Source organism: Paraglaciecola sp. 25GB23A, from assembly GCF_040012495.1.
GTDB lineage: Bacteria > Pseudomonadota > Gammaproteobacteria > Enterobacterales > Alteromonadaceae > Paraglaciecola.
Window position 1 is genome coordinate 395,185 of sequence record NZ_JBDYKM010000002.1, and the last position, 26,600, is coordinate 421,784.

28 protein-coding genes are annotated in these 26,600 nt (G+C 39.9%); 6 read left to right on the forward strand and 22 right to left on the reverse strand.

The genetic code is table 11. The features are described from left to right. Window positions 1-94: 94 nt before the first annotated feature. The 9 genes from uspE to ccoN all read right to left on the reverse strand — a co-directional run bounded on the left by uspE (window position 95) and on the right by ccoN (window position 8,136). The gene (gene uspE, locus ABKW31_RS07040; protein WP_348615584.1) at window positions 95-1,024 is read right to left on the reverse strand and encodes a universal stress protein UspE; all 930 of its coding nucleotides are present in this window, start codon (window positions 1,022-1,024) and stop codon (window positions 95-97) included. Window positions 1,025-1,125: 101 nt separating this feature from the next. Further along, complete coding sequence (locus tag ABKW31_RS07045; protein ID WP_348615585.1) at window positions 1,126-1,794, reverse strand: sulfite exporter TauE/SafE family protein; 669 nt, start codon at window positions 1,792-1,794, stop codon at window positions 1,126-1,128. After that, the gene (ccoS, locus tag ABKW31_RS07050; RefSeq protein WP_348615586.1) at window positions 1,781-1,993 is read right to left on the reverse strand and encodes a cbb3-type cytochrome oxidase assembly protein CcoS; all 213 of its coding nucleotides are present in this window, start codon (window positions 1,991-1,993) and stop codon (window positions 1,781-1,783) included. The genes ABKW31_RS07045 and ccoS overlap by 14 nt, the downstream gene beginning before the upstream one ends. Before the next feature lie 13 nt (window positions 1,994-2,006). Beyond that, on the reverse strand, window positions 2,007-4,373 hold the full coding sequence (locus tag ABKW31_RS07055) for a heavy metal translocating P-type ATPase (RefSeq protein WP_348615587.1): 2,367 nt from the start codon (window positions 4,371-4,373) through the stop codon (window positions 2,007-2,009). Window positions 4,374-4,380: 7 nt separating this feature from the next. Further along, complete coding sequence (locus ABKW31_RS07060; RefSeq protein ID WP_348615588.1) at window positions 4,381-4,875, reverse strand: FixH family protein; 495 nt, start codon at window positions 4,873-4,875, stop codon at window positions 4,381-4,383. A gap of 88 nt (window positions 4,876-4,963) precedes the next feature. Continuing rightward, window positions 4,964-5,917 (reverse strand): cytochrome-c oxidase, cbb3-type subunit III, encoded by a 954-nt coding sequence (ccoP, locus tag ABKW31_RS07065; RefSeq protein ID WP_348615589.1) that lies wholly within the window; start codon window positions 5,915-5,917, stop codon window positions 4,964-4,966. Further along, a complete protein-coding gene (locus tag ABKW31_RS07070; protein WP_348615590.1) occupies window positions 5,910-6,083 on the reverse strand; it encodes a cbb3-type cytochrome c oxidase subunit 3 in 174 nt (57 codons plus the stop codon). Before ABKW31_RS07070 ends, ccoP begins: the two co-directional genes overlap by 8 nt. Before the next feature lies 1 nt (window position 6,084). Then, window positions 6,085-6,690 carry a cytochrome-c oxidase, cbb3-type subunit II gene (ccoO, locus tag ABKW31_RS07075; protein ID WP_348615592.1) on the reverse strand — a complete coding sequence of 202 codons (606 nt, stop codon included), beginning with the start codon at window positions 6,688-6,690 and terminating at the stop codon, window positions 6,085-6,087. A gap of 12 nt (window positions 6,691-6,702) precedes the next feature. After that, entirely contained in the window at window positions 6,703-8,136 is a 1,434-nt protein-coding gene (ccoN, locus tag ABKW31_RS07080; protein WP_348615593.1) for a cytochrome-c oxidase, cbb3-type subunit I, read from the reverse strand. Between the two features lie 235 nt (window positions 8,137-8,371). On the opposite strand from ccoN, the gene ABKW31_RS07085 reads away from it, so the two are divergent. Then, window positions 8,372-8,845 (forward strand): hypothetical protein, encoded by a 474-nt coding sequence (locus tag ABKW31_RS07085; protein ID WP_348615594.1) that lies wholly within the window; start codon window positions 8,372-8,374, stop codon window positions 8,843-8,845. A 66-nt stretch (window positions 8,846-8,911) separates the two neighbouring features. On the opposite strand, the gene bfr (ABKW31_RS07090) is transcribed toward ABKW31_RS07085, so the two are convergent. From bfr (ABKW31_RS07090) to ABKW31_RS07100, 3 genes are all read right to left on the reverse strand, one after another. Continuing rightward, window positions 8,912-9,379 carry a bacterioferritin gene (gene bfr / locus ABKW31_RS07090; protein ID WP_348615595.1) on the reverse strand — a complete coding sequence of 156 codons (468 nt, stop codon included), beginning with the start codon at window positions 9,377-9,379 and terminating at the stop codon, window positions 8,912-8,914. Window positions 9,380-9,381: 2 nt separating this feature from the next. After that, the gene (gene bfr, locus ABKW31_RS07095) at window positions 9,382-9,858 is read right to left on the reverse strand and encodes a bacterioferritin (RefSeq protein WP_348615596.1); all 477 of its coding nucleotides are present in this window, start codon (window positions 9,856-9,858) and stop codon (window positions 9,382-9,384) included. A 120-nt stretch (window positions 9,859-9,978) separates the two neighbouring features. After that, the gene (locus ABKW31_RS07100) at window positions 9,979-11,556 is read right to left on the reverse strand and encodes a cation:proton antiporter family protein (protein ID WP_348615597.1); all 1,578 of its coding nucleotides are present in this window, start codon (window positions 11,554-11,556) and stop codon (window positions 9,979-9,981) included. Between the two features lie 607 nt (window positions 11,557-12,163). On the opposite strand from ABKW31_RS07100, the gene ABKW31_RS07105 reads away from it, so the two are divergent. After that, complete coding sequence (locus ABKW31_RS07105) at window positions 12,164-14,284, forward strand: TonB-dependent receptor (protein ID WP_348615598.1); 2,121 nt, start codon at window positions 12,164-12,166, stop codon at window positions 14,282-14,284. 75 nt (window positions 14,285-14,359) lie between these two features. On the opposite strand, the gene ABKW31_RS07110 is transcribed toward ABKW31_RS07105, so the two are convergent. Together ABKW31_RS07110 and ABKW31_RS07115 are read right to left on the reverse strand one after the other, a co-directional pair. Then, the gene (locus tag ABKW31_RS07110; RefSeq protein ID WP_348615599.1) at window positions 14,360-14,725 is read right to left on the reverse strand and encodes a hypothetical protein; all 366 of its coding nucleotides are present in this window, start codon (window positions 14,723-14,725) and stop codon (window positions 14,360-14,362) included. 182 nt (window positions 14,726-14,907) lie between these two features. Then, window positions 14,908-15,666, reverse strand: a complete 759-nt coding sequence (locus tag ABKW31_RS07115) for a hypothetical protein (RefSeq protein WP_348615600.1) — start codon at window positions 15,664-15,666, stop codon at window positions 14,908-14,910. 271 nt (window positions 15,667-15,937) lie between these two features. Here ABKW31_RS07115 and ABKW31_RS07120 point away from each other — a divergent pair, with 271 nt between their 5' ends. Next, complete coding sequence (locus tag ABKW31_RS07120; protein WP_348615601.1) at window positions 15,938-16,360, forward strand: universal stress protein; 423 nt, start codon at window positions 15,938-15,940, stop codon at window positions 16,358-16,360. A gap of 146 nt (window positions 16,361-16,506) precedes the next feature. Further along, window positions 16,507-17,817 carry a glucose-1-phosphate adenylyltransferase gene (gene glgC, locus ABKW31_RS07125; protein WP_348615602.1) on the forward strand — a complete coding sequence of 437 codons (1,311 nt, stop codon included), beginning with the start codon at window positions 16,507-16,509 and terminating at the stop codon, window positions 17,815-17,817. Between the two features lie 46 nt (window positions 17,818-17,863). Here the strand turns inward: glgC and ABKW31_RS07130 are convergent, their stop codons facing one another. Then, window positions 17,864-18,775 carry a universal stress protein gene (locus ABKW31_RS07130; RefSeq protein ID WP_348615603.1) on the reverse strand — a complete coding sequence of 304 codons (912 nt, stop codon included), beginning with the start codon at window positions 18,773-18,775 and terminating at the stop codon, window positions 17,864-17,866. Between the two features lie 423 nt (window positions 18,776-19,198). Between ABKW31_RS07130 and ABKW31_RS07135 the strand changes: the two genes are divergently transcribed. Further along, window positions 19,199-20,407: a hypothetical protein gene (locus ABKW31_RS07135; RefSeq protein WP_348615604.1), complete on the forward strand. Its 1,209-nt coding sequence runs from the start codon at window positions 19,199-19,201 to the stop codon at window positions 20,405-20,407. A gap of 9 nt (window positions 20,408-20,416) precedes the next feature. On the opposite strand, the gene ABKW31_RS07140 is transcribed toward ABKW31_RS07135, so the two are convergent. After that, complete coding sequence (locus tag ABKW31_RS07140) at window positions 20,417-21,214, reverse strand: rhamnogalacturonan acetylesterase (RefSeq protein WP_348615605.1); 798 nt, start codon at window positions 21,212-21,214, stop codon at window positions 20,417-20,419. Between the two features lie 165 nt (window positions 21,215-21,379). Beyond that, on the reverse strand, window positions 21,380-21,895 hold the full coding sequence (locus ABKW31_RS07145) for a hypothetical protein (protein WP_348615606.1): 516 nt from the start codon (window positions 21,893-21,895) through the stop codon (window positions 21,380-21,382). Window positions 21,896-22,099: 204 nt separating this feature from the next. Here ABKW31_RS07145 and ABKW31_RS07150 point away from each other — a divergent pair, with 204 nt between their 5' ends. Then, a complete protein-coding gene (locus ABKW31_RS07150) occupies window positions 22,100-22,534 on the forward strand; it encodes a hypothetical protein (RefSeq protein WP_348615607.1) in 435 nt (144 codons plus the stop codon). A gap of 88 nt (window positions 22,535-22,622) precedes the next feature. Here the strand turns inward: ABKW31_RS07150 and ABKW31_RS07155 are convergent, their stop codons facing one another. From ABKW31_RS07155 to ABKW31_RS07175, 5 genes are all read right to left on the reverse strand, one after another. Then, on the reverse strand, window positions 22,623-22,985 hold the full coding sequence (locus tag ABKW31_RS07155; protein ID WP_348615608.1) for a carboxymuconolactone decarboxylase family protein: 363 nt from the start codon (window positions 22,983-22,985) through the stop codon (window positions 22,623-22,625). Between the two features lie 11 nt (window positions 22,986-22,996). After that, on the reverse strand, window positions 22,997-23,197 hold the full coding sequence (locus tag ABKW31_RS07160; RefSeq protein WP_348615609.1) for a hypothetical protein: 201 nt from the start codon (window positions 23,195-23,197) through the stop codon (window positions 22,997-22,999). A gap of 145 nt (window positions 23,198-23,342) precedes the next feature. Then, window positions 23,343-24,248 (reverse strand): F0F1 ATP synthase subunit gamma, encoded by a 906-nt coding sequence (locus tag ABKW31_RS07165; RefSeq protein ID WP_348615610.1) that lies wholly within the window; start codon window positions 24,246-24,248, stop codon window positions 23,343-23,345. A gap of 1 nt (window position 24,249) precedes the next feature. Continuing rightward, window positions 24,250-25,803: an alternate F1F0 ATPase, F1 subunit alpha gene (locus ABKW31_RS07170; protein ID WP_348615611.1), complete on the reverse strand. Its 1,554-nt coding sequence runs from the start codon at window positions 25,801-25,803 to the stop codon at window positions 24,250-24,252. Beyond that, window positions 25,800-26,600: a F0F1 ATP synthase subunit B gene (locus ABKW31_RS07175; protein WP_348615612.1), complete on the reverse strand. Its 801-nt coding sequence runs from the start codon at window positions 26,598-26,600 to the stop codon at window positions 25,800-25,802. Before ABKW31_RS07175 ends, ABKW31_RS07170 begins: the two co-directional genes overlap by 4 nt.

Below are 26,600 nucleotides of genomic sequence, written 5' to 3' on the forward strand. Positions count from 1 at the left end.
CTTGATATATTAAGAAGTTAGAAAGCGTATTAAAGCACTCAATACTTAGCTCTAAAGCACGGAGATTTAGCATAGTTTGACACTTAGCTAACGTTTATAAGCGAATAGGGCATACAAAACCATCGGGTTTAATGGCCAATACATCACAATTTAATTTATCAATAACATGTTCAGCTGTATTGCCAATTAATGCGGCTGAAATGCCTTGTCTCCCTACGGTACCTAGTACCACAAGTTCAGCGTCAAGTTGTTGTTCATACTTTGGAATAACGTCTTCGGGTAAACCTTCGTCAACATGGCAGTGTTGGAATGAAATATTGTGTTGTTGAGCTAGAGCTTGCATGGCATCAACATGATGTTGACGGATCGTTTGATTATAATGGGTCGGGTCAAATTCAGGGATTTCAATCACGATATTGCTAGGTGTGCCCGGATAAGCGTTGACTAAATGCAGTTCAGATTTCAATAGCGATGCAAATTGCAGGGCATGGTTGGTAATTTGCTGGTTAAGAGATTTATGTTCATCTATATCCGCACCCAAATTGAGAGCTGCGAGGATCTTGCCGCCGATTGGCCAATCATGTTCTTTGACCAACAATACTGGCACGGGAGCCTTGCGCATGATGTGCCAGTCAGTAGGCGTAAAAATAACCGACTGTAATATGCTATGTTGTTGCGTACCTTTAACAATAAGGTCATAGCCTTTGTCAATTACCTCATAAATAATGCTTTCATAGGGACGATTATGCCACACCACTTTTATGTCAATAGTGCACTGGCTAGTGGCAAAATCAGCATTGATTAAACTAGCAAGCCATTCGGTACGGTCATCGACTACCGCTTGCCGCATTGTTTCACGTTCATCCATAGACAACATTGTGGTCATTTCATAAGAGAAATCATAGATGGTCAAAAACGCGGTAATACTGGCACCTGTTTTTTGCGATATCTCTATGGCTCTTGCCAAGGATTTTTGTTGTTCAATATTACTATCAATCACCGCTAGAATTTTTTGAAAGTTCATACAATGTGTCCTATTGAAATATTTGAATTAACATTAAATTTAAGCTAAGTGTATGAAGATATCCTATTATTTGCCAATAACTTGGAGAAAACATTTTATGTTTAAAATGGCAATCCTAATGCCTTAACGATGGTAAATAAGCCGTAAAGCATCAAACTGAAAGCAATAGCTTGTTTAAACAATACATGGGTAACGACCTGCTGGATTTGCTTGAAGCCCAAAGCCATTAAAAACATGGCAGGTAGAGTGCCTAGACCAAAAGCAAACATGATAATCGCACCATCAAATGCGCTGCCGCTAGCTAATGACCAGGTTAAAGTAGAATAAACTAATCCACAGGGCAACCAGCCCCATAACATACCGTAAGGTAGGGCACTTAAAGGCGATTTAAACGGAATAAAGCGCTTGGAGTGTGGACTGATAAACTTCCAGAGATATTTCCCCATTTTCTCGACGACGAGTAAGCCGTGCCACCAACCGCCTATATAACTTGCCAATAAAATTAAAAATATTCCACTAATTAGCTGCAAAACAATGACGCCAGTGTGGCTGTTATGGCTAACTAATTGGCCAAGTAAGCCGACAAGGGCACCAGCTAGGGCATAACTCAATATTCGGCCAATATTATAAGACAATATATATAAATGGTTGGATTGTTGTTTAGGAATGGCAAAGCTTAACGCCCCAACAATACCACCACACATTCCCACACAATGAACGCTACCTGCTATGCCTATCAAAAAAGCTGAGATAAAACTAAGGTCGGTCATTATTTTCCGCGTTATCGACACTGTCTTTATTGTGCTTTGTTTGAGGCTCGGCCTTTTTTATATCATCGTCAAATAAAATACTGTGGCCATGACGCTCTAAGTCATCAAATTGATTTGTCTTAACTGCCCAAAAAAACACAGCAATTGCGATACACACCAAAATGATGGCTAAGGGGATCAGCACATAAATAACATTCATAACGATAGCCTAATTATTTTAATAAACGAGTGGCATTGGCTACCACTATGAGTGAGCTCACTGACATACCAATCACCGCGATTAAGGGGCTTAACGAACCACTAATTGCTAATGGTAACACTAATAAATTATACGCTGTTGCCCAAGCAATATTTTGCTTTATGTTACGCTGAGTTCTTATCGCTTGCCTGATAATAAGTGGTATTTTTTGTAAGGAATTTTCAAGCAAAATAATATCTGAGGATGATTTTGCCAAATCAGTGCCAATGCCTAAAGTAATAGATACATCGGCTTGGGCGAGCACTGGAGCATCATTGATTCCATCGCCAATCATCAGTACTTGATGACCTAAAGCTTGTGCCTGTTTGATGAAGTCTAATTTTTGTTGCGGATCAAGTTGGGCGTGCCAATCGTCTATATTCAATTCATTGGCGACTAATTCTACCGTTTGGCTATTATCACCACTGAGTAAACTAATATGTAAAGGAGCAAGTTGACTGACCACCGCAGCACTTTCAGGGCGAATGGCATCACTTAGTATAAATGCTGCCAAGAGCTGCTGCTCTTGCAATAGAAAGACATTAAATTGTGCCAGAGACGGGTCACTTGGGTTTGGCAGCAGGCGTGCTGAGCCGATGCTATAATTTACATCGTTAATAATACCGCTGATCCCTTTGGCAATATGTTCCTGAGCTTGTTCGACTTTTAGTATGTTACTGTATTGTTTAAATACAGCAGCGATAGGGTGCGACGAAAATTGCTCTAAACTCGCAGCTAAGCTTAGAATACGATCATCAGTTAACTCGCTATAATTAACCAATTTTTTTATAACAAATTGTCCCTCTGTTAGTGTGCCTGTTTTATCTAAGCCCACCCAATCAACCGTAGTCAACTGTTCTAGGACATCAGCTCGTTTTATTAATACGCCCCGTTTATTCAAATAACCTACCGTGCAAGTTAAACTGACAGGCGTGGCTAAACCGAGAGCACAAGGACAGGTTGCGATTAAGACTGAAATCATGACCCAAAAAGCGTTTTCAGGTTGAATAAATAACCAAGCTACATAGGTTAAAGCGGCAATAATCAGTACAAATAAGACAAAATGATGGGCTGTTCTATCAGCAAAATTTGCTACCTTTGGTTTTGCCAATAAAGCTCGGTTCTGCAACTGGTTTATCTGGCTGGCGACTGAGTCTTTTAATTCATTTTGTACCACTATTACCATCGTACCTACTTGATTAATAGTGCCGGCATACACAGGATCATCGGCGCGTTTGCTTATCAGCTGAAACTCACCGGTTAACATCGATTCATTCACCTGACCCATACCTTCAAGCACTAAACCATCAATAGGTACCACGTCGCCGACCTTGACCAAAACCCGTTGTCCTATTTTTAATTGTTTAGCCAGCACAGTCTTATGGCCCTCGTCACAGACTAATGTTGCGGTTGTTGGCATATGACTCAACAAATTTGCTGAAATTTGTGCCGCTTTGAAACGCGCGTTTTGTTCCAAAAAACGGCTGATTAACAACAGAAACACAAACATACACAAGGATTCAAAATAGGTTTGTCCATTGGCAGTTGATGTCGCATATAAACCGGAAACATAGATTGAAATCAGTGCAAAACTAATAGGCACGTCCATATTCACTGTTCGGGCTTTCAGCGCACGCCAGGCACTTAAGTAAAAACCCATGGCAGAATAGAATGCAACAGGCGTGCTTAGTATCAAACTAATCCAATTAAAGTACTGTTTGGTTGCTGCATCAATCTGGCCAAATACGTCAAAAAATACTCCCAAATTTAGCATCATGACTTGCATGGTCATTAAACCCGACAAACCTAAGCGTTTGAGTAATGTTTTGTTTTCTTGTTGGTGCAGAGCTTCGTGTTGTTCTTCTTGAAAAGGCTTGGCTATGTAACCAATCTGTTGAATTTTACGTAGTATTTGACTTAACTTTAGTTGCTTCTCGTCCCATTGTATTATTAGCCGTTTACTGGTGACATTAGCTCCAACCTTGTTAATTCCTTCAAGTTTAGATAATTGCTTTTCTAATAACCACCCACAGGCCGCGCAATTGATGCCGGCTATACTTAGCTGAACTTCTTTACTGTCGCCACTGTGATGAACAAATTCTTCAGTGATATTATCATCATCGAAAAGTTGCAGGGATTGGAAAATTTCGCTGTTATTGTCTGCCACTTTCTCAGCCATTTCACTGCGAAAACTGTAGTAATTTTCAAGTCCATTGCTGACGATGGCTTCGGCAACCGCTTGACATCCTGGACAACAAAAATACCGTAGTTCATTAAGTACAACTGCCTGATATTGAGTATTTGGATTTGGGGTACCACAATGATAACAAGGTTGCTGCATGTTTTACTCAGGGTTTAAAGTCCACGGCTTCACTTTGTGGTAGCGATACCAGCTGCTGTATTTTCCAAAGCTCATCATGTGGGTGCAAACTAATACGCCATTTTCCTGCTAGGTCTTGATCGAAAGAACCTGTATATTTTCCAGAAGCATCTTTGAATAATACCGTTTTAAAGTCTTTGGACTCCTGTGTTGAATGAAAAAAATCTAGAGTTAATGCAGAACCATCATCCAAGTTACCCTTAAGAAATACCAACTCTATCGTATTACTAGCAAATAATAGTTTGGCTTCAATATCACGTACTTTTGCTTCCTGGAACTTATGTAAATCCATATTTATTGACCGGCCCTCTTTGTAATAATCGTCTATGACTAAGCTATCTTTACCGGTAAATGCTAATTTCATCATAGTAAAACTCAGTACCATAGAAGAAAGAGGGAAGGCGATTAGAAACCAAGGCCAAAACTGTTTATACCAATGGCGCTTTTCAGCTTTATGTTGCATGTTTGATTTCCAGAATTAACTATAATTGTTGATTGATATTAATAAAAAAAGCCCCGGCTAAACCGAGGCTTGTTATCGTTTCTATTCACTATTTATCTTGTGACAAACTGTAAACGTAGGCTGCGACTAAATGGATCTTCTTTTCGCCTAGGGTGTTTTTGAAGGCAGGCATAACTCCGTTTCTACCATAGGTTAGGGTTTCCGTTACTTTTTCATGAGAATTACCATATAACCAAACATCATCTGTTAAGTTAGGAGCACCCACTAACTGATTCCCTTTGCCATCAGCACCGTGGCAGGCAGCACAAGCAACAAATCGATCCTTTCCTTTAGCAGCAAGGGATTCATCTACCTTACGACCACTCAGGCTCAAAGTGTATTGGACCACTTCTTCTATGCCATCAGCGCCCATGCTATCGAGCCAAGCAGGCATCATAGCATTGCGACCATTAATCAAAGTTTCAGTGATTTTTTCTGGAGAACCACCATATAACCAATCATTATCTGTCAGGTTAGGAAAGCCACGTTGACCGCGAGCATCAGAACCATGACATTGGGAGCAGTTTTGACTAAATAATCGCTGTCCGACTTTCAAAGCTTCAGGGTCGAGAGCCAATTCAGTTATCGGTCTAGCAAAATAGCCATCAAAGATAGGTTCAAACAAAGCATTAGCTTGATCGACTTCACGGTCATATTGACTGATGACACTATCGACCTTATTTTGTTCAACGGCTGCCTTAGATTCGGCCAAAGATAAGATTGTTTGGTTCGAACTTTGCCAATTCAATAAACCTTTAAAGTTACCTAAACCTGGGTAAAGTAATAAATACAACAAGGCCCAGACAATACAAATATAAAATAAGATCGTCCACCAACGGGGCAGTTGATTATTGATTTCGATAATACCATCAAATTCATGATGCATATCATCGCCTTCGTCTACACCAGTTTTATTGGAGAGACACCAACGTAACAATAAAAAACAACCTAATATACTACCCAGTGTAATCACTGAGATCCAAATGCTCCAAAAACTACTCATCTAGCTTTGACTCCTGCTTGTTAGTGGATGGCTCATCATCAAAAATCAAATTTTGTGCTTCATCAAAACGCTTTTTTGATTTCTTGCTAAATGCCCACACCACTATGCCGATAAAACAAACAAATACTAAAACTGTAAAAATACTACCGCTAACTGCGTAATCCATATTATTTCAACGCAGTGCCGCGAGACTGAAGATAAGCAATGATTGCCTCCATCTCAGTTTTTCCCACGACAGCTTCTTTGGCACCAGCTATATCCTCATCGGTATAAGGCACTCCAAAATCTCTGAATACTGAGAGCTTTTTAGCAGTCAAGTTACCGTCTAATTTGTTTTCGGCCAACCAAGGGAAGCCAGGCATATTAGACTCAGGAACTACATTGCGGGGATTGATTAAATGTACTCTATGCCATTCATCACTGTAACGTCCCCCGACACGGGCTAAGTCAGGCCCTGTTCGTTTTGAACCCCATAAGAAAGGATGCTCCCAAACAGATTCACCCGCCACTGAATAATGGCCATAACGTTCTGTTTCTGAACGAAACGGGCGGATCATTTGACTGTGACAACCTACGCAGCCTTCGCGAATGAAAATATCTCTTCCTTCCATTTGCAGGGCTGTGTAGGGCTCTAATCCATCTACCGGTGTCATAGTTTGTTGCTGAAACATCAGGGGCGTAATTTGAGCTGCGCCCCCTAAGCTAATGGCGACCAAAATCAAAATTGTTAACAAACCGACATTTTTTTCAACTAATTCATGTGCATTTTTCATCGATTAAATTCCTTATGCGGCCTGTAAAGCTTTGTCGTCAGCAGTTTCTTGCGTATCACCTTTAATAGTGCGGTAACAGTTATAGGCCATTATCAGCATACCAACCACTACAAAAACACCACCGATGAAACGAACCAGATAGAACGGTTTAGACGCTTCTAAAGACTCAACAAAACTATAAGTTAAAGTGCCATCAGCATTAATGGCGCGCCACATAAGACCTTGTAATACACCTGACATCCACATAGCTACGATGTAAAGAACAACCCCGATAGTGGCTAACCAGAAATGCACATTAATCAGGTAGGTGCTGTACATGCGTTCGCGATTAAACAACACCGGAATTAGATGATAGATGGAACCGATAGATACCATAGCCACCCAACCCAAGGCACCTGAGTGAACGTGGCCGATTGTCCAATCGGTATAATGCGATAAAGCATTAACCGTCTTAATTGCCATCATGGGGCCTTCGAAAGTCGACATACCGTAAAACGATAAGGAAACCACTAAGAAGCGTAAGATTGGATCGGTGCGTAGCTTATGCCATGCGCCTGATAAGGTCATAATACCGTTGATCATACCTCCCCATGAGGGAACAAATAAAATGACAGACATTGCCATGCCTAGGGACTGAGTCCAGTCAGGTAGAGCAGTGTAGTGCAGGTGGTGAGGGCCAGCCCAGATGTACAAAGAAATAAGGGCCCAAAAGTGAACAACAGAAAGGCGATACGAATAGACCGGACGACCTGCTTGTTTAGGCACAAAATAATACATCATACCTAAAAATCCAGCAGTTAAGAAAAAACCTACTGCGTTGTGTCCGTACCACCACTGCATCATCGCATCAACAGCACCAGCGTATATTGAATAAGACTTAGTAAGTGACACCGGCACAACCATGCTGTTACCGACATGTAATACCAACACCGTTAACATAAAGGCCCCAAAGAACCAGTTTGCTACATAAATGTGTGAAACCTTACGAATAACCATAGTACCAAAAAAGTTCACTACGTAAGCTGACCAAACTAAAGCAATCAGTATATCGATTGGCCATTCAAGTTCCGCGTATTCTTTAGAAGAGGTAAGACCCAGTGGCAAAGTAATGACGGCCAATACAATAACTGTCTGCCAACCCCAAAACGTGAAGGCAGCTAACTTATCACTGAACACTCGTACCTGTGATGTTCGTTGCACAACGTAATAAGAAGTAGCAAATAAGGCACAACCACCAAATGCAAAAATCACCGCATTAGTGTGAAGAGGACGAAGGCGTGAAAAGGTTAACCAGGGGGTATCGAAATTTAGGGCAGGCCAATACAGCTGAGCAGCGATTAAAACGCCTAGACTCATGCCAATGATCCCCCAAATAACGGTCATCACTGCAAACTGCCGAACAACCTTATAATTATATTCGGGGTGTACTTGAATTGCATCACTCATTTAATGAATCTTCCAATTTGTTAATGAAGCGCCATTTGATATTTACAAACTATTAACTTAGCTTTAATCATTTAGATTAATTTATAAGCAATTGAAATTTAAATATTATTAAGGCTAAAAACCTTACAAATAATAATGGTATAGAGCTTAAAAAGAAAGGAAAAACCGACTTGTTCCTATTCTTTATTTACCGCAAACTTGTTAAACAAGGAATAACATAAATGAATAAGCCAATTTGAACCAAACTATTCAATCCCTATCCATATTAAGCGCATTTATTTTAGTGCTAAGCCTTGCCGTTTATTTAACGGGTACAGAGCAGGGTGGATCAACTTTTAGTAAACAATGTCAATTGAACGACACGCTAATTTGTCAATTTAACCTGACTGAGTACAGCAACGAAATAGTCTTGGTTAACTTTAGTACAAAAGTGTTAGTAGAAGAGCAAAATACTGTGCAGCTTCTACTCCCTGAAACTTGGAATCTAAAGCAAATTTGGATTCAGGGTGTCAATATGTACATGGGTAAAATTGCCGTCCTTGAGCAGACTGAGCTTAGTCAGCCAACTAATAATACACATAGCTTATGGTTTTTTATTGGCTCTTGTAGTGAACCCCATATGCGGTGGCAGCTAATTATTGAGTTAGAAAACCGTGAAACCCTAAAAACTGAGCGATTTTTTGTTAATTTCGCTACTGATTTGTCATAGTATGGCGACACACCCAATCATTAGCCGCCATGCAAGAATCTTAATCACGGATAAAGTTAAGTTGAATTAACTTTGTGATTGCAAATAGTTAGGCAATCCGACAAATTTAATCATCCGTATTTGTTGCTCTAACCAACGCGCATGGTCCATCTCAGTATCGTCTAGTAGTACTAGCAACATGTCGCGACTGACGTAGTCTTGCTCTAGCTCACATAGTGCCATCGTTTGTTTTAATTTTGCTGCAACAGCATATTCAACTCGTAGGTCACTCTCTAACATCGATGGAACATCATGGCCAATAAGTAAACCATCACGCGTTACCATATCTGGCGTGCCTTCTAAAAACAAAATGCGCTCAATTAATTTTGTAGCATGTCCCTTTTCATCCTCAAACTCGTGGGCAATACGCTCATGTAATTTGTGAAATCCCCAATCTGCATACATTTGCGAGTGGACAAAGTATTGATCCATCGCAGCCAATTCATAAGCGAGGAGGGCATTCAACTGGGCGATAATGGTATTATTTCCTTTCATGCTTAATCCTCATCTTGTGTTTGGTTTTGCAAATAATTTTGCGCCCCTAGGCTGGCAATTTGCATTTCTTGTGTTTCAAGCCAATCAATGTGCTCTTCTTCGTCATGCAATATCTCACTCAAAAGATCTCGTGTGACATAGTCTTGTTTGTCTTCACTTAGTTTTATGGTTTTCTTAAGCAGGGGCAGTTGCTGAAGTTGGAAACGATGATCACATTGCAGCATTTCGACGGGTTCTTCGCCAATCATCAATTTGCCTAACATCTGCAAATTGGGCAATCCTTCAAGAAATAATATACGTTCAATTAATTTATCTGCTTGCTTCATGTCACAAATGGATTTTTTATAACATTTCTCGTTTAATTGCTCGAACCCCCAATTTTTAAACATGCGTGCGTGTAAAAAATATTGGTTTATTGACGTTAATTCAAAGGTTAGTACTTCATTTAAAGCACTAATGACCTGTCTGTCACCTAACATGAGGTATTTCCTGATTAATAATAATATTCCTGCAGTATAGCGAGAGTCATTTAACAAAACCAATAAAATAGAAAAAATCTTTATAAAACAACATGATAATCATTCTTATTTATAGTTAGCCTACAAGCTATTCGAGGGTTCTAACAGTTGCAGACTTTCTTCCGCAAAACCGGTACCTGCCTCAGTGAAAAAGTTAAATACCTTGTCAGACCCAGCGTCTAAAAGCGCTTGGATTTCATCTTCATATCTAGCAATGGACGCTATCTTGCCTTGATAATTAGCATGTTGTAGTTGTTCGGTAATATTACAAATATCTTCTATTGAAGGCAGGGCCAGTAAAATTAACCGGATATTCGCTAGGTCAATATTGTCCCACAGGTCAATATCTTCGCCATCGCCAACTAAGACCTGTAAGCCAGCTTTTTGCAGTTTTGCTATCCTAGCTGGGTCTGCATCCATGCCCCATACTTTGGCGCCCAAAATATTGTTTAAGGATGAATAAGCCCCTTTACCCACACGACCCATTCCAAGCACTAATACTTCAGCATCTTTGGGCTGTACATAGGTGTCTTCCGCCAATCTGTCAGGGCGTTCAAAGACTTTTAAATAGTGTTTGAATCTATTGTATTGATTGTGTGAACTGCGATAAAGCAAGCCCGTTACAAGGAAAGAAAATGAAAGAGCAAGGGCTAAGGTCACTAACCATTTGGCCTCCAGTACCCCGTTACTGACTAGCAGGGCAACCACAATCAAACCAAATTCGCTGTAATTTGATAGAACTAAACTGGCCAGATAAGAGGTTCTTGCGCGTAATTTAAGCCAAGTAAAGAGTCTAAAAAAGAGAATGAATTTGATAGGAATAAACAAGCATAAAAGCAATGCTGTGAGGACTAAATCTAGGGTAGGTAGGGCGGTAAAACCTATATTTAAGAAAAAACCAATGAGAAAAAGATCTTTAAAACTCATCAGTGATTTGGACAACTCAGCTGCTTTGTTATGAGGTGCCCAAAACATGCCTATCACTAAAGCGCCTAAATCGCCTTTAATACCCACTAATTCAAATAATTCATAACCGCCAATGGCTAAAAGAAAACCACATAGTGGTAAAAGCTCACCATGACCGACGATTTCTAAAGATTTTTTAAACAGCGGTTTAGCAAAATATAATAGAAGTAAAAGTGGGGCCCATACAGAAGGAATTTTCCCCGTTGCAACCACCATAAACAGCACCGCAAAAATATCCTGCATAACCAGAATACCAATAGCCACTTTGCCATGGCGGGTTTTTATTTCTCCACTGTCTTCGAGAATTTTGACAATACACACCGTACTGCTAAAACTTAAGGCAAACGCAAGCAGGGTGATATCAATATAATCTAGGTCGCTAAAAGCACTCAGACCAAACCAAGCTAAAGCGGTAACAATAATATTGACCACCGTTATCCACAGAAGGGAATGGGTTACACTGCCTAGCCAAACTTCTTTTTTATATAAATCCCGAATGTTGAGTTTTAGACCAATTGTAAACAGCATTAGAGTAATACCCAATTCAGCTAATACTTCTAAAGAGGGAGTCGCTTCATAACCTAAAAAATTTAGAGTAAAGCCTGCCATCAAAAAGCCGATCAGAGGAGGGAAGCCAGTTATTTTTAAGGCTAAACCAAAAACAAAAGCGACCAGTACAAAAGTTAATTCCAAGTTTGTCTCCTAAAAATGGGGGCGAGTGATGCTTTTTTGTTTTTTTGTAAATCAGGGGGAGTATAAATAATTTCAACTTAAAATGGGCGTTTCTAAACAATATTTCTAGAAATTGTTTAATTTGACTTGTCGCGGCTCAATCTTAGCAGGCAAGTGAATAAAAATTTTCTGTAGGGTGTCGACAGTCGAAAAAATATTATGTTATATTATAACATCTATGCAGAATCATTCCTTACATGACTACAGAAATCCACGCACGATGCTGAAATATGCAGTCGCTTTAGCGGTATTGTTGCTCATTATTATGGGCAATGTTTCAGCTCTTCATGACTCTTCACACATTGTTAAAACAGATCTGCATTGCGCTCTGTGTCTTTCATCTCATAACGTCGATCATGGGCTAACGACTAGTGCGTTAAAGTTCAGTATTCCTGCCCAGCGCGCAAATACAACAAGCTATACACTTGCTGTTTTGCCATCCTCGCTGAAGCCAAAAATTGGTAATCGCGACCCCCCTTTTGTTATCTGATTTTAGTTAATTTAGACCTACAATTTCGCTTATCTAAGGATATGCGTAACACTGTTATATTAAATAAGAGATGACAAAATGAAGACAAAATACTCGACTATCGTATTAGCCGTGGTTACTGCGCTTACAACTCAGGCAAACGCACAACAAAAAGAACTACAAAAAGATGAACATGACATTGAAACTTTGGTGATTAATGCGTCTCCTCTAAAGCGCACTGTATTAGAATCAAGTACACCGGTTACAATTATCAGTGGCGAAGAATTAGATCAAAATCAAGCAGCAACCTTAGGTGAAACGCTCAGAAACGTACCCGGCGTGCATGGTTCTTACTTTGGACCGGTGGCGAGTAGCCCTATTATCCGTGGATTAGACGGGCCACGTATAAAAGTAGTGCAAAATGGTTTAGATGCATCTGACGCCTCAAGGGTTGGGCCTGACCATCAAGTCGCAACCGAGACATCTACTGCGACCCAAATTGAAGTACTTCGTGGACCCGCAACTCTGATTTATGGCAGTGGCGCAATAGGAGGTGTAGTTAATGTTGTCGATAACCGTTTGCCTGTAACTCGTAAAGAAGGCGTTTCAGGGGAAGCTTTTGCAAAGTATGACAATGTTGCAAATGCTACTACCTTATCAACTGATCTTAATGGTGGGACGGGGAATTTTGCTTGGCACCTTGATGCTTATAATCGAGAAAACGCTGATTATAAGATACCCGTTCCCGCTAATATTGACGAAAAAGGCGGCAGCTCTAAATTAACAAATTCAGATATGAATGCCACGGGTTATAATCTTGGAGCAGGCTGGATAACAGACGAAACGAGAGTGGCTTTGGCTTATGGGCGCATGGATTCTGAATACGGTTTGCCCGGCGAAGATGGCGTGTTTGTAAAATTGCAGCAAGACCGTTATCAAGCTGTGGTTGATTGGGATAATTTAAGTGGCTTCCTAAAATCAGTGCATTGGCAAAATGCCTACACTGATTATCAGCATTCGGAAATAGATGGCGTAGACATTGGCACTACGTTTAAAAACCAAAGTACTGAATCAAGGTTATGGGCCGAACATCAACTAGTTGGTGGTTGGAAAGGGGTAATGGGCCTGCATTATAATAAATCTGATTTTGAGGCTATAGGTGAAGAAGCATTTACCCCGCCGACTGAAACAAATAGTGTAGCGGTGTTTTTAATGGAAGAACGCAAAATGGCCGCGCTTTTATGGCAATTTGGCGCTAGGGCAGAGCAAATAGCTCTTGATGTAAATAATGATTTTTTTGCCCAGAAACCACAACAAAATACTATTTTCTTTGATAAAAAAGATTACACCGCAATTTCTGGCTCAGGTGGTGCGGTCTGGACTCTTAATGAGCAAAGTTCATTAGCGTTTAATTATGCTTACTCAGAACGAGCACCTTCTGCATCTGAAATGGTTTCTTATGGCCCTCATATTGGTTCTGGTACCTTTGAAATAGGCGGTGGCTTCGCAATCGCTGAGCAAAATGGCGAAAATAATGTAGTACAAAGATCGCAAGATATGCACAAGGAAGTGTCTAACAATATCGATATTACTTATCGCTATAATGTCGAAACGTGGAATGCGACCTTCAGTCTGTTTAATAATCAAGTCAGCAATTATATTTTTGAACAACGTACCAATCTTGTTTTTAGTGGTGAATCACTCATTACTCAAGCTGATTTTGAAAAAAATATTGCTGAAAATGGTGAGTCAGGTGATGAATCCGATGGTTTGCCGGTTATTATATTTAGTCAGCAAGATGCTAGGTTATATGGATTTGAAGCTCAGGTTGATTGGCACTTAAATGATGAATGGCGGTGGGAAGTGTTTACAGATTATACGCGGGCTAAGCTAGATTCTGGCGGCAATGTGCCGCGCATCCCTCCTATGAGAGTGGGTAGCTCACTGCACTATGAATATGGCAACTGGCACGCCGAAGTAGAAGCTATCCGCAACAGCAAACAAGATAAAATAGCCATATTTGAGACTGATACTAAAGGCTATACCATGCTATCAGCTTCAGCTAACTACTATCTTGATCTTGATAATATCGATATGACGATTTATCTCAAAGGTGAAAACCTAAGCAATCAGGAAGGCCGTGTTCATTCATCATATTTAAAAGATGAAGCGCCATTACCTGCTCGTTCTTTTTCTCTTGGCGTAAGGGCAAGATTCTGAGGGCTTAATTAAGTTAAACGGATGTCAGATGACATCCGTTTTTGTTTAATGACATTAACTTTTGTTGCGTTTGTTTTAATTAAATTGTTTAAGATCCAGCATTTTTGACAGCCCGTTTAATTCTTCCAACAATTTATTTTCACGTATTTTCAGTTCACCTAATTCAAAGGTAATTTCCGTTTCACGTTGCTTTACTTGCATATAACTCATGGAATGCATGGCGGGTGGAGAGGTTTTTTTGTTTTGGTTGACTTGCTTGTTGCGCTCTGCGCGGTCAAGTAATTCAAGTTTTTCGGCGAAACGACTTAAGGAGTGGAGGTTTACGCTGACGCCCATATGCAAACATTGCTTGAAGGTCAGGTCTGTGTCTTTATAATTATTCTGGCGTATCAGCTGTTTAATAACATCAACTTGTTCTGTTTTAGACTTTCCACTTAGCATGGTTAAAACCTATCCTATTATTATTTTTATTGGATGCGGATAATTTAATATATGACTCACTATCCATAGTTGCTCTGATTCTACAACAAATATGCTATTTTGCTAAAAAAATACTGGAACCTTTATAAATTAGTAAATTTATACTGTGCTTTAGCTCAATAATCAGAGAAATTTAACAGTAACTACAAGGCAATCGTTGGATCAATTGTTACCGGCACTACAGGGCTTTTAACGTCTGCCAAACCTGCGTACAAGGTCGTTATGATTTTAACGCAGTGTCTAGCTCGGGTTTGCAATAAAAAATGCGGTCCATCAAGTTGCTGTTCTGCATGGTAACTAAACACTTTTTTTATTGAATTTTGGGCTTTTCTATTGAGCAATAAATCTTGTTTAGCGGTAACAATAAAACAAGGGACATCCAAGCGGATACTGGGTTGCTTTAGCCGGTTGAGTATAGACAGTCGATTATTGATACATGCATTTGGCAGCGTTGATAAGGCTTGAAAAAGCGCGTTTAACAAGGCTTTGGTATTGTTCAAACCAAATAAGCATTTAGCCATAAGCTGCATTATTAATTTACTTTTGACAATGCGAGTTATGGGCAGGAGTAAGGCAAACCTCAATAGATAAGATGGTCTATTCACAAAACTAGCAATAAAAACCACATAACTAAATTTATCAGGCGCCATTCGACACAATTCATAAGCGGTTCGTCCAGAAAACGATTCTGCTAAAATGACATATTTCCCATCAGGCAAGTTAGCTAGTATCTGTTTGGCAATTTGCTTATGACCGCTTAACAATATCGTGGGGATAACGGCAATTTTTGTTCTAATTGTTAGGGGTAACAGATCGATTAGTGGTTTAAAAAGAATTCCACTGCCATCTAAGCCGGGCAACATCAATAAAGTAGGGGAATGAGTATTATTTAAAGCATCCATGTACTAGCTATTGATTCCCTGATGTTATTCGCTGCAAGGATTTTATTACCTTTATACTCAACTTACAAAAGTTTTTTGCCTTAAAATTTAACCTGTAAAATTTGCTGTTAGCTAATTTTTTAGTTCAATATTGTCAGGCCTGTTGTGAAGTTGTTGATTTGGATCAACAACTTTTTACTTATAAGCTAACTAATATCATTGAGGTGTATTAATTAGGCTAAACTCAAATAGACAAATACAGGTCAAAATACCCAAGATAGAGAGGAATGAAATGAGTAATTACACAAAGATTTTAGTGGCTCTAGATATATATGCTGAAAGCCACCCCGTGCTAGAAAAAGCACTACAGATTGCCAGTTCAAGTAAACATATTAATATCGTCTATGTCACTGTGCCCATGGTTAACTACCAACCCTTTGGTATGGCTTACGAGGGTGACTTTTTTAATGATTTATGTTTACAAAGTAAGGCAAAACTTAAAGAGCTTGCTGATAAATTTAAAATTCCCGAAACACAGATTTTCAGCCCGGTAGGTAATCCTGCTGATGAAATTCACAACACGGCGAATGATATAAAGGCTGATTTAATTGTCATCGGTACCCATGGCCGCAGTGGATTAAAATTACTTTTAGGCTCTACCGCCAATGGTGTTTTGCACGGCGTGAAATGTGATGTGCTTGCCGTAAAAGTGTAATAACTCTTAATTATCCTATGAGAAACTAAAAAATAGACTCTCCATTCGAGGCTTAGTCGGTTGTAGTTGAATGAACAGAGTGCTTATGAAAGGTTACTAATTGATGATCATTAGGCAAGTTTTCTAAAGTCATCGGAGGGTTCATCATGATTACATCAAGCACACGTTATGTTAGTCAGCTCACACGCAATACGCTGGCGCTCATTTTGGCAGGAGGTAAGGGCAGTCGTTTGTTTGAGCTCACTCAGTCTCAAGCTAAACCCGCCCTGCATTTTGGCGGTAAATTCCGAGTAATCGATTTTCCACTGTCAAACTGTGTTAATTCAGGTATTAAACAAATTGGGGTAATGACCCAATACAAAGCCCATTCACTTATTAGACATTTGGCTCGAGGGTGGGGTCATATGAATCGAGATTTGGGTGAATTTGTCGAGTTATTACCGGCTTCTCAACAACATTCTGAATGTTGGTATGAGGGTACAGCCAATGCTTTATTTCAGAATATTGAATTTATACGAGAGCACGGTCCCAAGTACGTATTAGTGTTGTCTGGCGACCACGTTTACAAAATGGATTATGCTGACATGTTAGCGCAACACGCCGAAAGTGGTGCCGATATGACAGTTTCGTGTATTGAAGTTCCGGTCGAAGACGCTGCTGGGACATTTGGCGTCATGTGTGTTGATAAACAAAACCGCATCATCAACTTCCACGAAAAACCTTCAAACCCCTGCGTTTTAGATGACCGTCCAGGATACACCCTGGCATCAATGGGAAACTATGTATTTAATACCGAGTTTTTAATTCAGCAATTACTTAAAGACGCACAGAATCTAAAATCTGAACACGACTTTGGCAAAGATATCATTCCTGCTTCAATCGACCACAATAAAGTATTAGCCTTTCGCTTTCGAGATATTGAAAACCACCAGCAACCATATTGGCGCGATGTCGGTACTTTAGATTCATTTTACAAAGCCAATATGGATCTAATCAATATTACTCCTCAGCTGAATATTTATGATGAGCATTGGCCTATTTGGACCCATCAAAAACAGTCTCCGCCCGCTAAATTTATATTTAATGATCCTGACCGCAAAGGGTACGCAGTAGATTCTACTGTATCAGGGGGCTGTATTATTTCGGGGGCGTCTATTAACAAATCCCTGCTATTTTCTGACGTCCATGTGCATTCATATAGTCAGGTAGAAGAATCAGTTGTTTTACCAAAAGTGGATATTGGTCGGAATGTAAAAATAAAGCGTGCCATTATCGACAGCGCTTGCAAAATTCCTAGTGGAATGCAAATCGGTATAAACCAAGCCGATGACATCGCTAGAGGATTTCGCATTAGTCAAGACGGTATTGTATTAGTAACACCTTCTATGTTGCAGGCATTAGAAAGCAGATCGCAAGCAACAGAAACAAGCAAAGTTGAGGCTCTTTTACAAACATAAAAAACGGCTAATCTGTTTTGATTAGCCGTTTATCATAAACAGGTGATCAATGGTGGGGTTTTAAGCAGAGTACTTCACAATTCAGTTCGGCTAGTACCGCCTCAGCAGTATTACCCAAAAGAGCACCCGATAAACCTTTTCGACCTACACTTCCCATGATCACCAACTGACAATTAAATTGTTTAACCACCTGCGGGATTGCGACTTCTGGCACACCGGGTACAGCATGCAGTTGCTTAGGAGTGGTTTCAACGTGATTCTTTTCAAGTAATTCGCTGAGTTTTTCTCGATGATAGCTCTCGGTGTTTCGATTTAATTGCTCCATATCTAACATGGGAAAATCGATACCAGCGCTTACTGTATGGGTAATAAAGGCATTAACTACATATAGCGGCGCTAAATAAAGATGAGAAAATAATTTGGCAGATTCGAGAATGTCTTTATTCAAACTCATATGATCAGTGTCAGATGTCAAAATATCTACTGCTGCTAAAATAGGGGAGTCTGAGAACTCAGATTGATTAACCAATAATAGTGGGGCTTTGCAATACCGAATCAAGTGGCGGTCAATGGGCAGGGCAAATGGATTAATACTCATTGATTCAGCGCTAATACGTTTTATCACTAAATCAGGCTGCAAATCTTTAACAACCTTTTCAATAATTTCATGTAAATGAGGATGCCACTCAACTCTTACCGAACAAGCAATGCCTTGGCTCGAAATTTCTTCAGCTAAGGTATTCATATATAGCCTACGGTCAGCTAAGTGTTGCTCTTTCATTTGTTCACGATGTTCAGTGGACAACACATCAGTCAACTCTAAAACGGGTTCATATATAGCGTTAAATAAATGGATATGAATATCATTATATTCAGCAAACTTTAATGCACGCTCTAAGGCTTCATGTTTTTTTCGGTTTCCACTTATTACCACCAAAATGTGTTCAGGCATTTTCATTGTCAGGCCTCTGTCATGGTTAAGAATTTCCAGTAATTAGGCTAGCATCGCTTAGATAAACATCCTTTGATGTAGATCAACAAGCTATTAACAAAACCACAAGTGAAACGCAATGAAACAAGCTAGGCAAAGTAAAACGGGCATGAAACCATTTGAAACAACTGTGCATAACAAAATTATAATTAAATAAAATCAATGGCATGAAGCTTTTGAAGTCGATTTTCTCTGTGGGTAATAAAGTGTATTCGCTTAGCTGAACAACAGTTAAAATAGGCTTTTAAACGAAATTAAGTGGACTTCTAACTTAATACAAGAAGGGATTACATCCAGCCCCCATCTATATTAAGGCGCATTGAATTGTTAATGATCTTTAAGTATTTATGGTAAAAAGTCGTGTTAAAAACACATTAAAGGGAAATTAGTATGTTGAAGAAAGCGTTTATTCTAGTTGTTATTGTTGTTATTTTTAGTGCTGAGGCTAGAGCACAAGTACCCAAGTTTGAGACATTAACACTGCCTTCATTGATGGATATTGACTTAGATCCTTGGTATAAAATTCCCGCCAACAGCGGGCCTAATTTGCGTCAAGCTGAGGAAGTTGCACAAAATCAGCTAATTAGCATCTTTGTGTTATTTAGTGGCTATGCAATTGATAGTCGCAATGACATTAACCTGACTTATGATGTGCAGATTTTCGATCCTCAAGGTAAACCTACAGAAGATAAAGGCCAGGGTATCGTTGGTTATCAGGGACAAGCTGCAAATGCAGACGTCTTGTTACTAAATCAACAAATAATGCGCGTTATGTTTACTGACGACTATCCTTTCGGCACTTACCACATAAAAGTTAAGGCCTATGACAATGTCTCTGGTACAACCTTTACCTCAACCACGCCAATTAATCTATTACCCTTTAGCGTCGAGTTTCATTTTGCAGACGTAGATGCAGCGAATGTCTGGATGATGAATTATTACCAAGAACTGAGTCCCCAAAAAACCATAGCCGCTTTGCACAGCATGATACAGCCAGATCCAGATTGGATAACTAAGCATCTGAATATATTAAGTTTTTTTAGTCGTGTGTTTGCAGATAATCCTTATTTACTCAACAATATAGCTAAGAGGTTTGATAGTTTTTCTTTAGAGGAACAAAAGCGATTTATATTAATCGATCACTTTGTTGGCGAAAATCAGCTTTCTAGTTATGGGCAAAGTGATACTTTCTTTGACTTTAGCCAACAAGTGCAAAACATATCTTTTCCTGCATTAAGCGACGACATAAGTCATCCATTGCAACTTGATATGTTGTGGTCAGAATTTTTAGCTACAGGTAGATATGAGCCTATCAAAAAAATTGTTAGTGCTTTGGCATTAGTTAAGTACAAAGGGACGCTTGATAAAATTAAACAAGACAAACTCGAGTTAAATGATGAACTCAAGCGAGATGCCTACTTAGATGCGACATATCAATCTGCAGTTTGGTCCTTGCTGAGCAACAATAAACAGATGCCATTGGTGAATAAATACTGCCACTTTATTTATCAAAATGAAGACTTAACAGACAGTGTTAAACAACAGTTAGCAATGATATTGCGCCGGGTTCAATTGGATTCGACTAATAAAAAGCAGTAATACTCGATATTAGTAGCTCAAACTTAAATGTTTAGGATCAACAGATTGTAACTGGCTGACCAATACATGGTTTAGGTTTTTTAACTCTGCTAATACTAGTTGTGCGACTTCTCGTGCACCTAGTTCGTTAAAGTGAGTATCGTCGCGCACGCCATGGGGATAGTTAGGATGGATATCTGGCTTAATATGCATATAGCGAATAGCCGACCCCTCATCACCCAGGGCGCTAAAATACTCTCGGCTAATCTTATCCATATCGATATAGATAACTGCCATACTTTTTGCCACCTCAGCTACAATCTCCGCATAAGGATGGGTGGCTTTAATGCGGCCCTGTTTATCAAAATAGCGCCGCGTGACCGGTGACAGTAATATCGGCTGTGCATGCTTAGCACGAACATCAGCGACGTACTGTTTAAGATTGTACTCATATTGCTCTGGCGTGGTGTAGCGGTCGACTTTGCTCGGTGATTCGTCATTGTGGCCAAATTGAATAAATACGATGTCATTAGGCTGGCATATATTCATAAGTTGTTGCCACAAACCTTCTTCTCTAAAAGTGCGAGTACTGCGTCCATTTTTGGCAAAATTATAGATTTTGATGTCCGCGGCAAAAAAACTAGCAAAGGGCATTCCCCAGCCAGTTTCTGGGTAGTCCTTCGGATCTTTAATGGCCATAGTTGAATCACCTGCCATCAAAATTTGCGGGGCCGAATTTTCTTCGGCATTAGAGCTACAGATAAAAATACTCACAATAAGTAAAAATAAATTGATATTGCGACAATATGACATACATGAGTGTGGCATGGAACATCACCTATTAGCTGGAATAATAGGCGATACTAACGCAAAAAAGGCTAACAAAAGATAAATGTTATTTTTTGGTTCTTATTTGAATAATAAAATAGGAATAATCAATTTAATCATATAGATACGCAACAATTTACAAGAAAAGAAAGGTTACGCGGCACCTTAAAACATGACTTGGACTGGTTTTTTGGCAAAAGAACTGGGTGCTAATAATAAATTATTCTGATTGTCAGTCTGTACTGTTGTTGCCAGTGGTTTTTGCCAACTTAATTGATTAACCTCACTGACTGGCGAATAAGTGGAATCGCTAGCATCGTCGGTTTTCTGTTCGTCTAAAGGAAAAAGCTGATCACGAGGCAAGGCACGAAAATAAGCTTCTGCGCTGTCACCATTTAAATCCAAAGGCTGATTTGAGCCATTATGGTTCACAGAACCTCTAGACTTAGTTATTGTGCTTTGCAGGACAATAGCGGTCGTAACCGAAAATTGCTGGACAATATTTAACTCAGGATCATAACTCACTAGGGTTTTAACTTGGGTGACTAAGGTATTCGTTTGGTGTATTTTGCTAAAAATCGTTTGTGATTTTTGACTTATATCTGCGGGCGCTTGTTGATAATTGCTAGCAAATGAGGATGCGACAAAAATACTGAAAAATAAACACATTAATCGGTTCACGGTAAGTCCTTAGCGTTTTAAAAGGCAATGAATTGAATTAACAACATAGAATTTCCAGAAAGTTTGCCCCGTTTTAATAGCTAAGAATAGGAATCTTATGTTACTAAATTTTAATAATTATGCTGAAACACGCTAAGATGAGGACTAAGGTTTTTCCGTTAACAGTTTTCTGCATTAATTTGCTAAGCTAAGTGAGACGAACGTATGTTTACGACCTTAATTCTTATATCAGCATGGTTGAATGCTGCCTCTAGTGTGGTTACACCTGCAACGTGTCAGCCATTATTAGAAGCGGATGCGCACAAGGTCGCTTACCTCCATGGTAATTATCTGATAGTGGGGAGTAGTCAGAACAGTGGCCGCGCTTATACTGGGTGGGTAAAATTTATTGGTGATGAAAGAGCGATAAGCTTAGATGTGTCAGGCAAAAAAGAGGATTTGGCTTTTCAAGGTACTGCACAATATGTTGCCTGTGGTCCAGACAAAATAGAACAATTAGAAGTAAAGCTCAATTCTTCTGAGACGACTTATTATTGTAAAGTGCATGTTAATTACACTAATTTGCATAGGCTGAGCTGTTCAGATGACTTGTTTACCCATGGCAGTGACGTGTCGCTATGGTACCAACGGCTAAACTAATAGATAGTCATGAGTAAAAGCGGTTTTTTTCGTGTGTCATTGCTTCTTTTTTCAAAGAGGCAAAAATCATTTGTTACTTTTATGCCGCTTACAGTGGTAGGTCTTGGTTTTTTTCAAACTGCTCCAAGGCTTCTAATGCTTCGCAGCCATAGACCATTGCTGGGCCACCGCCCATTAAGATAGCCACACCGATGGTTTCAACTATTTCCTGACGACTTGCACCGGCTTTTAAAGCATCATGCACATGAAAAGCAATGCAACCATTGCAATGCACGGCAATAGCAATACTGAGAGCCATTAATTCTTTAGTTTTAGTATCCAGTGCGCCTTTGCTCACCGCATTAGCATGCAACTCCCCAAACCCTGCCATGGTATCGGGAATTTCTGCAATTAACTGCGCACTGAGAGTACGTAACTTTTGATAAGTACTAATGTGACTTGGATTTTGCATGTTTTATCCTTTTAATGTTTGGTCACCGTCGTTTTCAAACAGTCTTGGCGCCATAGACAATTCACTTGGTCGCACTCACCAGCGCTTGGCGTGGCATAACAGGGAAAGTTACCTTCTGCCTGCTGAATAAGATGAATCAACTGACTTTTATTGTGCTTCTTGGGGCTGATGCCTAAGTCTTTGGCTATGGCACTAATTTGTTTAATATTCATTATTCACTCCTTAAGCGGATCACTTAGAGTGCTTATTATTAATGAGTTGTAGGAGTTGCATTTTGATGCAGATCAAAAAAGTGACGCATTAAAGTCATTTATTCACTTTAAAGGTTGGTCAGCAAAGCAAGGCCCAGAAGAGGGCTTAACATAAATCAGCTTTAGTCGAAAGGGCTTCAAATCCACCGACTAAATCTGAAAGCTCTTCATCTATGCCACTTTGACGTTGGCGATGGTATTGACGCAGTAGTTGGCTTTGGATCTCTTCAATATTTTTTTCAGCTCGTTGCATGGCGATTAAACGGCTGGCGTTTTCACTGGCTAAAGACTCAATACAGGCTCTAAAAAGCGACGTAAAAAGGTATTCACCAATTAAAGCACTAAAGGTTTCTTGGTGTGTGGCCAACAATTGCGGTCGACTGGTTGTCGGCCAAGACTCTGACAAAAAACTCTGTTGCCAAACGTTATCGAGGGGTAATATCCGTTGAAAAGTAGGTTCATATTGGGATTTAGTTAGGGTTCGATTAAAAAATAAATAGACTTCTTGCAGATGATTATTTTGTTGTTGCTCGTGTATTTCTTGCAGCATTTCGGTCACTAGTGTGGTGATAGCATCAATCGAACTGGGCAGGATAAAAGACCGTTCCAGCGGTAAAGCAAGATCATCAAGCCGTGCGTTAATTCGCTCCCCTACAGGCCAAAAAAGTTGCTCTGCTGTCATGTTAATCAATTTGGTGTTTAAAAACGTGACTAAGGCTTCGTTAAACTGGCCAACCAAGCCCTGATCAGAGCCAATCACGATAATACCAATTTTGCCATTTATGATGGTTTGATTGCCTGCTGTTTTAATCGACGAACTACCCACTTTGCTGTGTCTAAAATAAGCGAGCAATCCTAATTGTACAGTGTGGTAATAGTCATCAAGTGAGTGCACTGCATCTTCATATTGACTAATATTCGCGCCAGCCATGGCTTTCATAGTACGTACAACTGATTTTAAGTCTGTGGCACTGTTTAGTTTGTGCTGTAAACCGCTACTGGATTCACTCATATTAAACTGTACCGTTTGCGACAGTCTTGAGTTTTGTGGCTTTATCAGACTCACTAAAGCTGACTAAGGTTGTTTTAAACAGGCTTATAAGCTGATGTTTATCTGCTTCATTTAAACTCTCAGCAAGTTGTAAACGCGCGAGTAAGTCTTGTTCCAGCGTATTTAAGCTTGCAACGATCGCTTGTTGGGCATTTTTTAGTGAATCCACAGGTATGTTATCAAATAGCCTGTTGGTGAGAGCCAATAATATACAAATTTGTGCTGCAACCGGTAAAGGTGACGATTCAGCTTGTTTAAGACAACTACGAATACGCTGGCCATGTTCAATCGTTTTTAAACTGTCGTCATCTAAACGGGCACCAAAACGGGCAAAGTTTTCTAATTCTTCAAACTGAGCATAAGCCAATTTTAACGCACCCGATACGGATCTGAATGCTGGCCTTTGTGCTTTGCCTCCCACCCGCGAAACTGATTTTCCCACATCGACGGCTGGTAGGACCCCAAGCTCAAATAAGCTGGGGGAAAGATAGATTTGTCCGTCGGTAATAGAGATAAGATTGGTTGGAATATACGCCGACATGTTTTGTTCTTCTGTTTCGATAATGGGCAAGGCAGTTAGAGAGCCGCCACCGAGTTCTTGGTTTAAATGAGTAGAACGTTCGAGCAAACGAGAGTGAAGATAAAATATATCGCCTGGAAAAGCTTCTCTGCCCGGTGGCCTGCGCAATAACAACGATAATTCACGGTAGGAGCGGGCATGTTGAGTCAGATCATCATAAACAATCAAAACGTCTTTGCCAGCTTCCATAAAGAATTCACCAATACTGGTGGCCGCATAGGGTGCAATATAATCAAGACCAGGCGCGTCGTTACCTTCGGTCACCATAACCACAGTATAATCTAGGGCTTGGTTGTTTTTTAAAATAGCTAAGGTTTTTGCCACTGATGCTGATTTTTGCCCAATAGCACAGTAAATGCAGAGCACATTTTTACCTGCTTGGTTTAAGATAGTATCGATAGCAATGGAGGTTTTACCTGTTTGCCGGTCACCCATGATTAACTCACGTTGGCCTCGGCCAATGGGTAACAGGGCATCTAATACTTTTAGGCCAGTTTGTAATGGTTCAGTAACTGGTGAACGCGACATAATAGCCGGAGCAGGGCGTTCAATAGGCAGACGCTGAGTACCTGAGACTTTTCCTTTGCCATCTAATGCACGGCCTAGGGGGTCAATAACTCGACCTATAAGTTCATTGCCTACGACTATATCCATCACCCGTCCGGTACGTTTAACTTCATCACCGGCATTTAACAAACAGTAGTCACCCAGTAAAACCACACCTATTTGGTGCTCATCAATATTAAAAGCAATACCGTAAATATGTCGCGGAAACAGCAATAGTTCTTCAAAGCCTACACCAGGCAATCCCTCTACTATAGCAATGCCGGCTGACACACTTAATATGGTACCAACTTCTTGCAATATGCTATTTGGCTTGAGGGTTTCACGACTTTGACGCATTTGCTTAAATACCCGTTCAAAGCTATGTTTCATTGTATGGCTTTCTTATCTTGTTGCACGGGCGCAAGTTCAAGAATGGTGTCTAAGTGTTGTTGTAATTCGTTTAAGTAGTTATGCACACTCCAAGGTAGTTTCCAACCACTGAGGGTGAGCTCCAGACCACTAATTAACTCTGGCACTTTACTCTGAGTGAACACAATCTGGCGTTGCTCGTCTGTTGCCAGTTTAGTTTGAATACCATCTTGTAAACGCGCTAATTGCTCAGTATTAAGTTCAAAAGCACCGCGAATAAGCACCTTGTTATCACAGGCATCGAGTGCATTTATTAATTGTTCAGTATGTTCAGTGTCTAGTCTATCAAGCCGCTGTAAGAGCTTATCGAACATTAAATGATCAAGCTCAACCCCGGCTAAGTCACCAAGGATTTTGCGACACTGGGCATAAATTTCATGTACGCTTTTTTGCAGAACATCATGTTTCAACTGATTGACTTCTAATTGCAGGGCGACTAAACGTTTTTTTACCAAAGACTCTGCATTAAGGTGGGCTTCATCAAACAAGTCTTTAGCTGCGGCTTCGGCTGCTCTTGTCGCTAAATTGCGGCTCTTAACTCGCTCTTTTTCTATGTCACTTAGTTTTTGTTCATAGTCGTTTTGTAATGTTTTAGCTTGGGTTTTGTTATTGTCAGCGTCAGCCAAAATATCGGCGATCTTTTTCTCTCGTGCATCTAATCCATCAATGATCGGACGATATAAAAAACGTTTTAATAACCACAACAAAATAAGAAAGTTAATGGTTTGCGCAATGATCGTGAACCAATCTATCGGCAT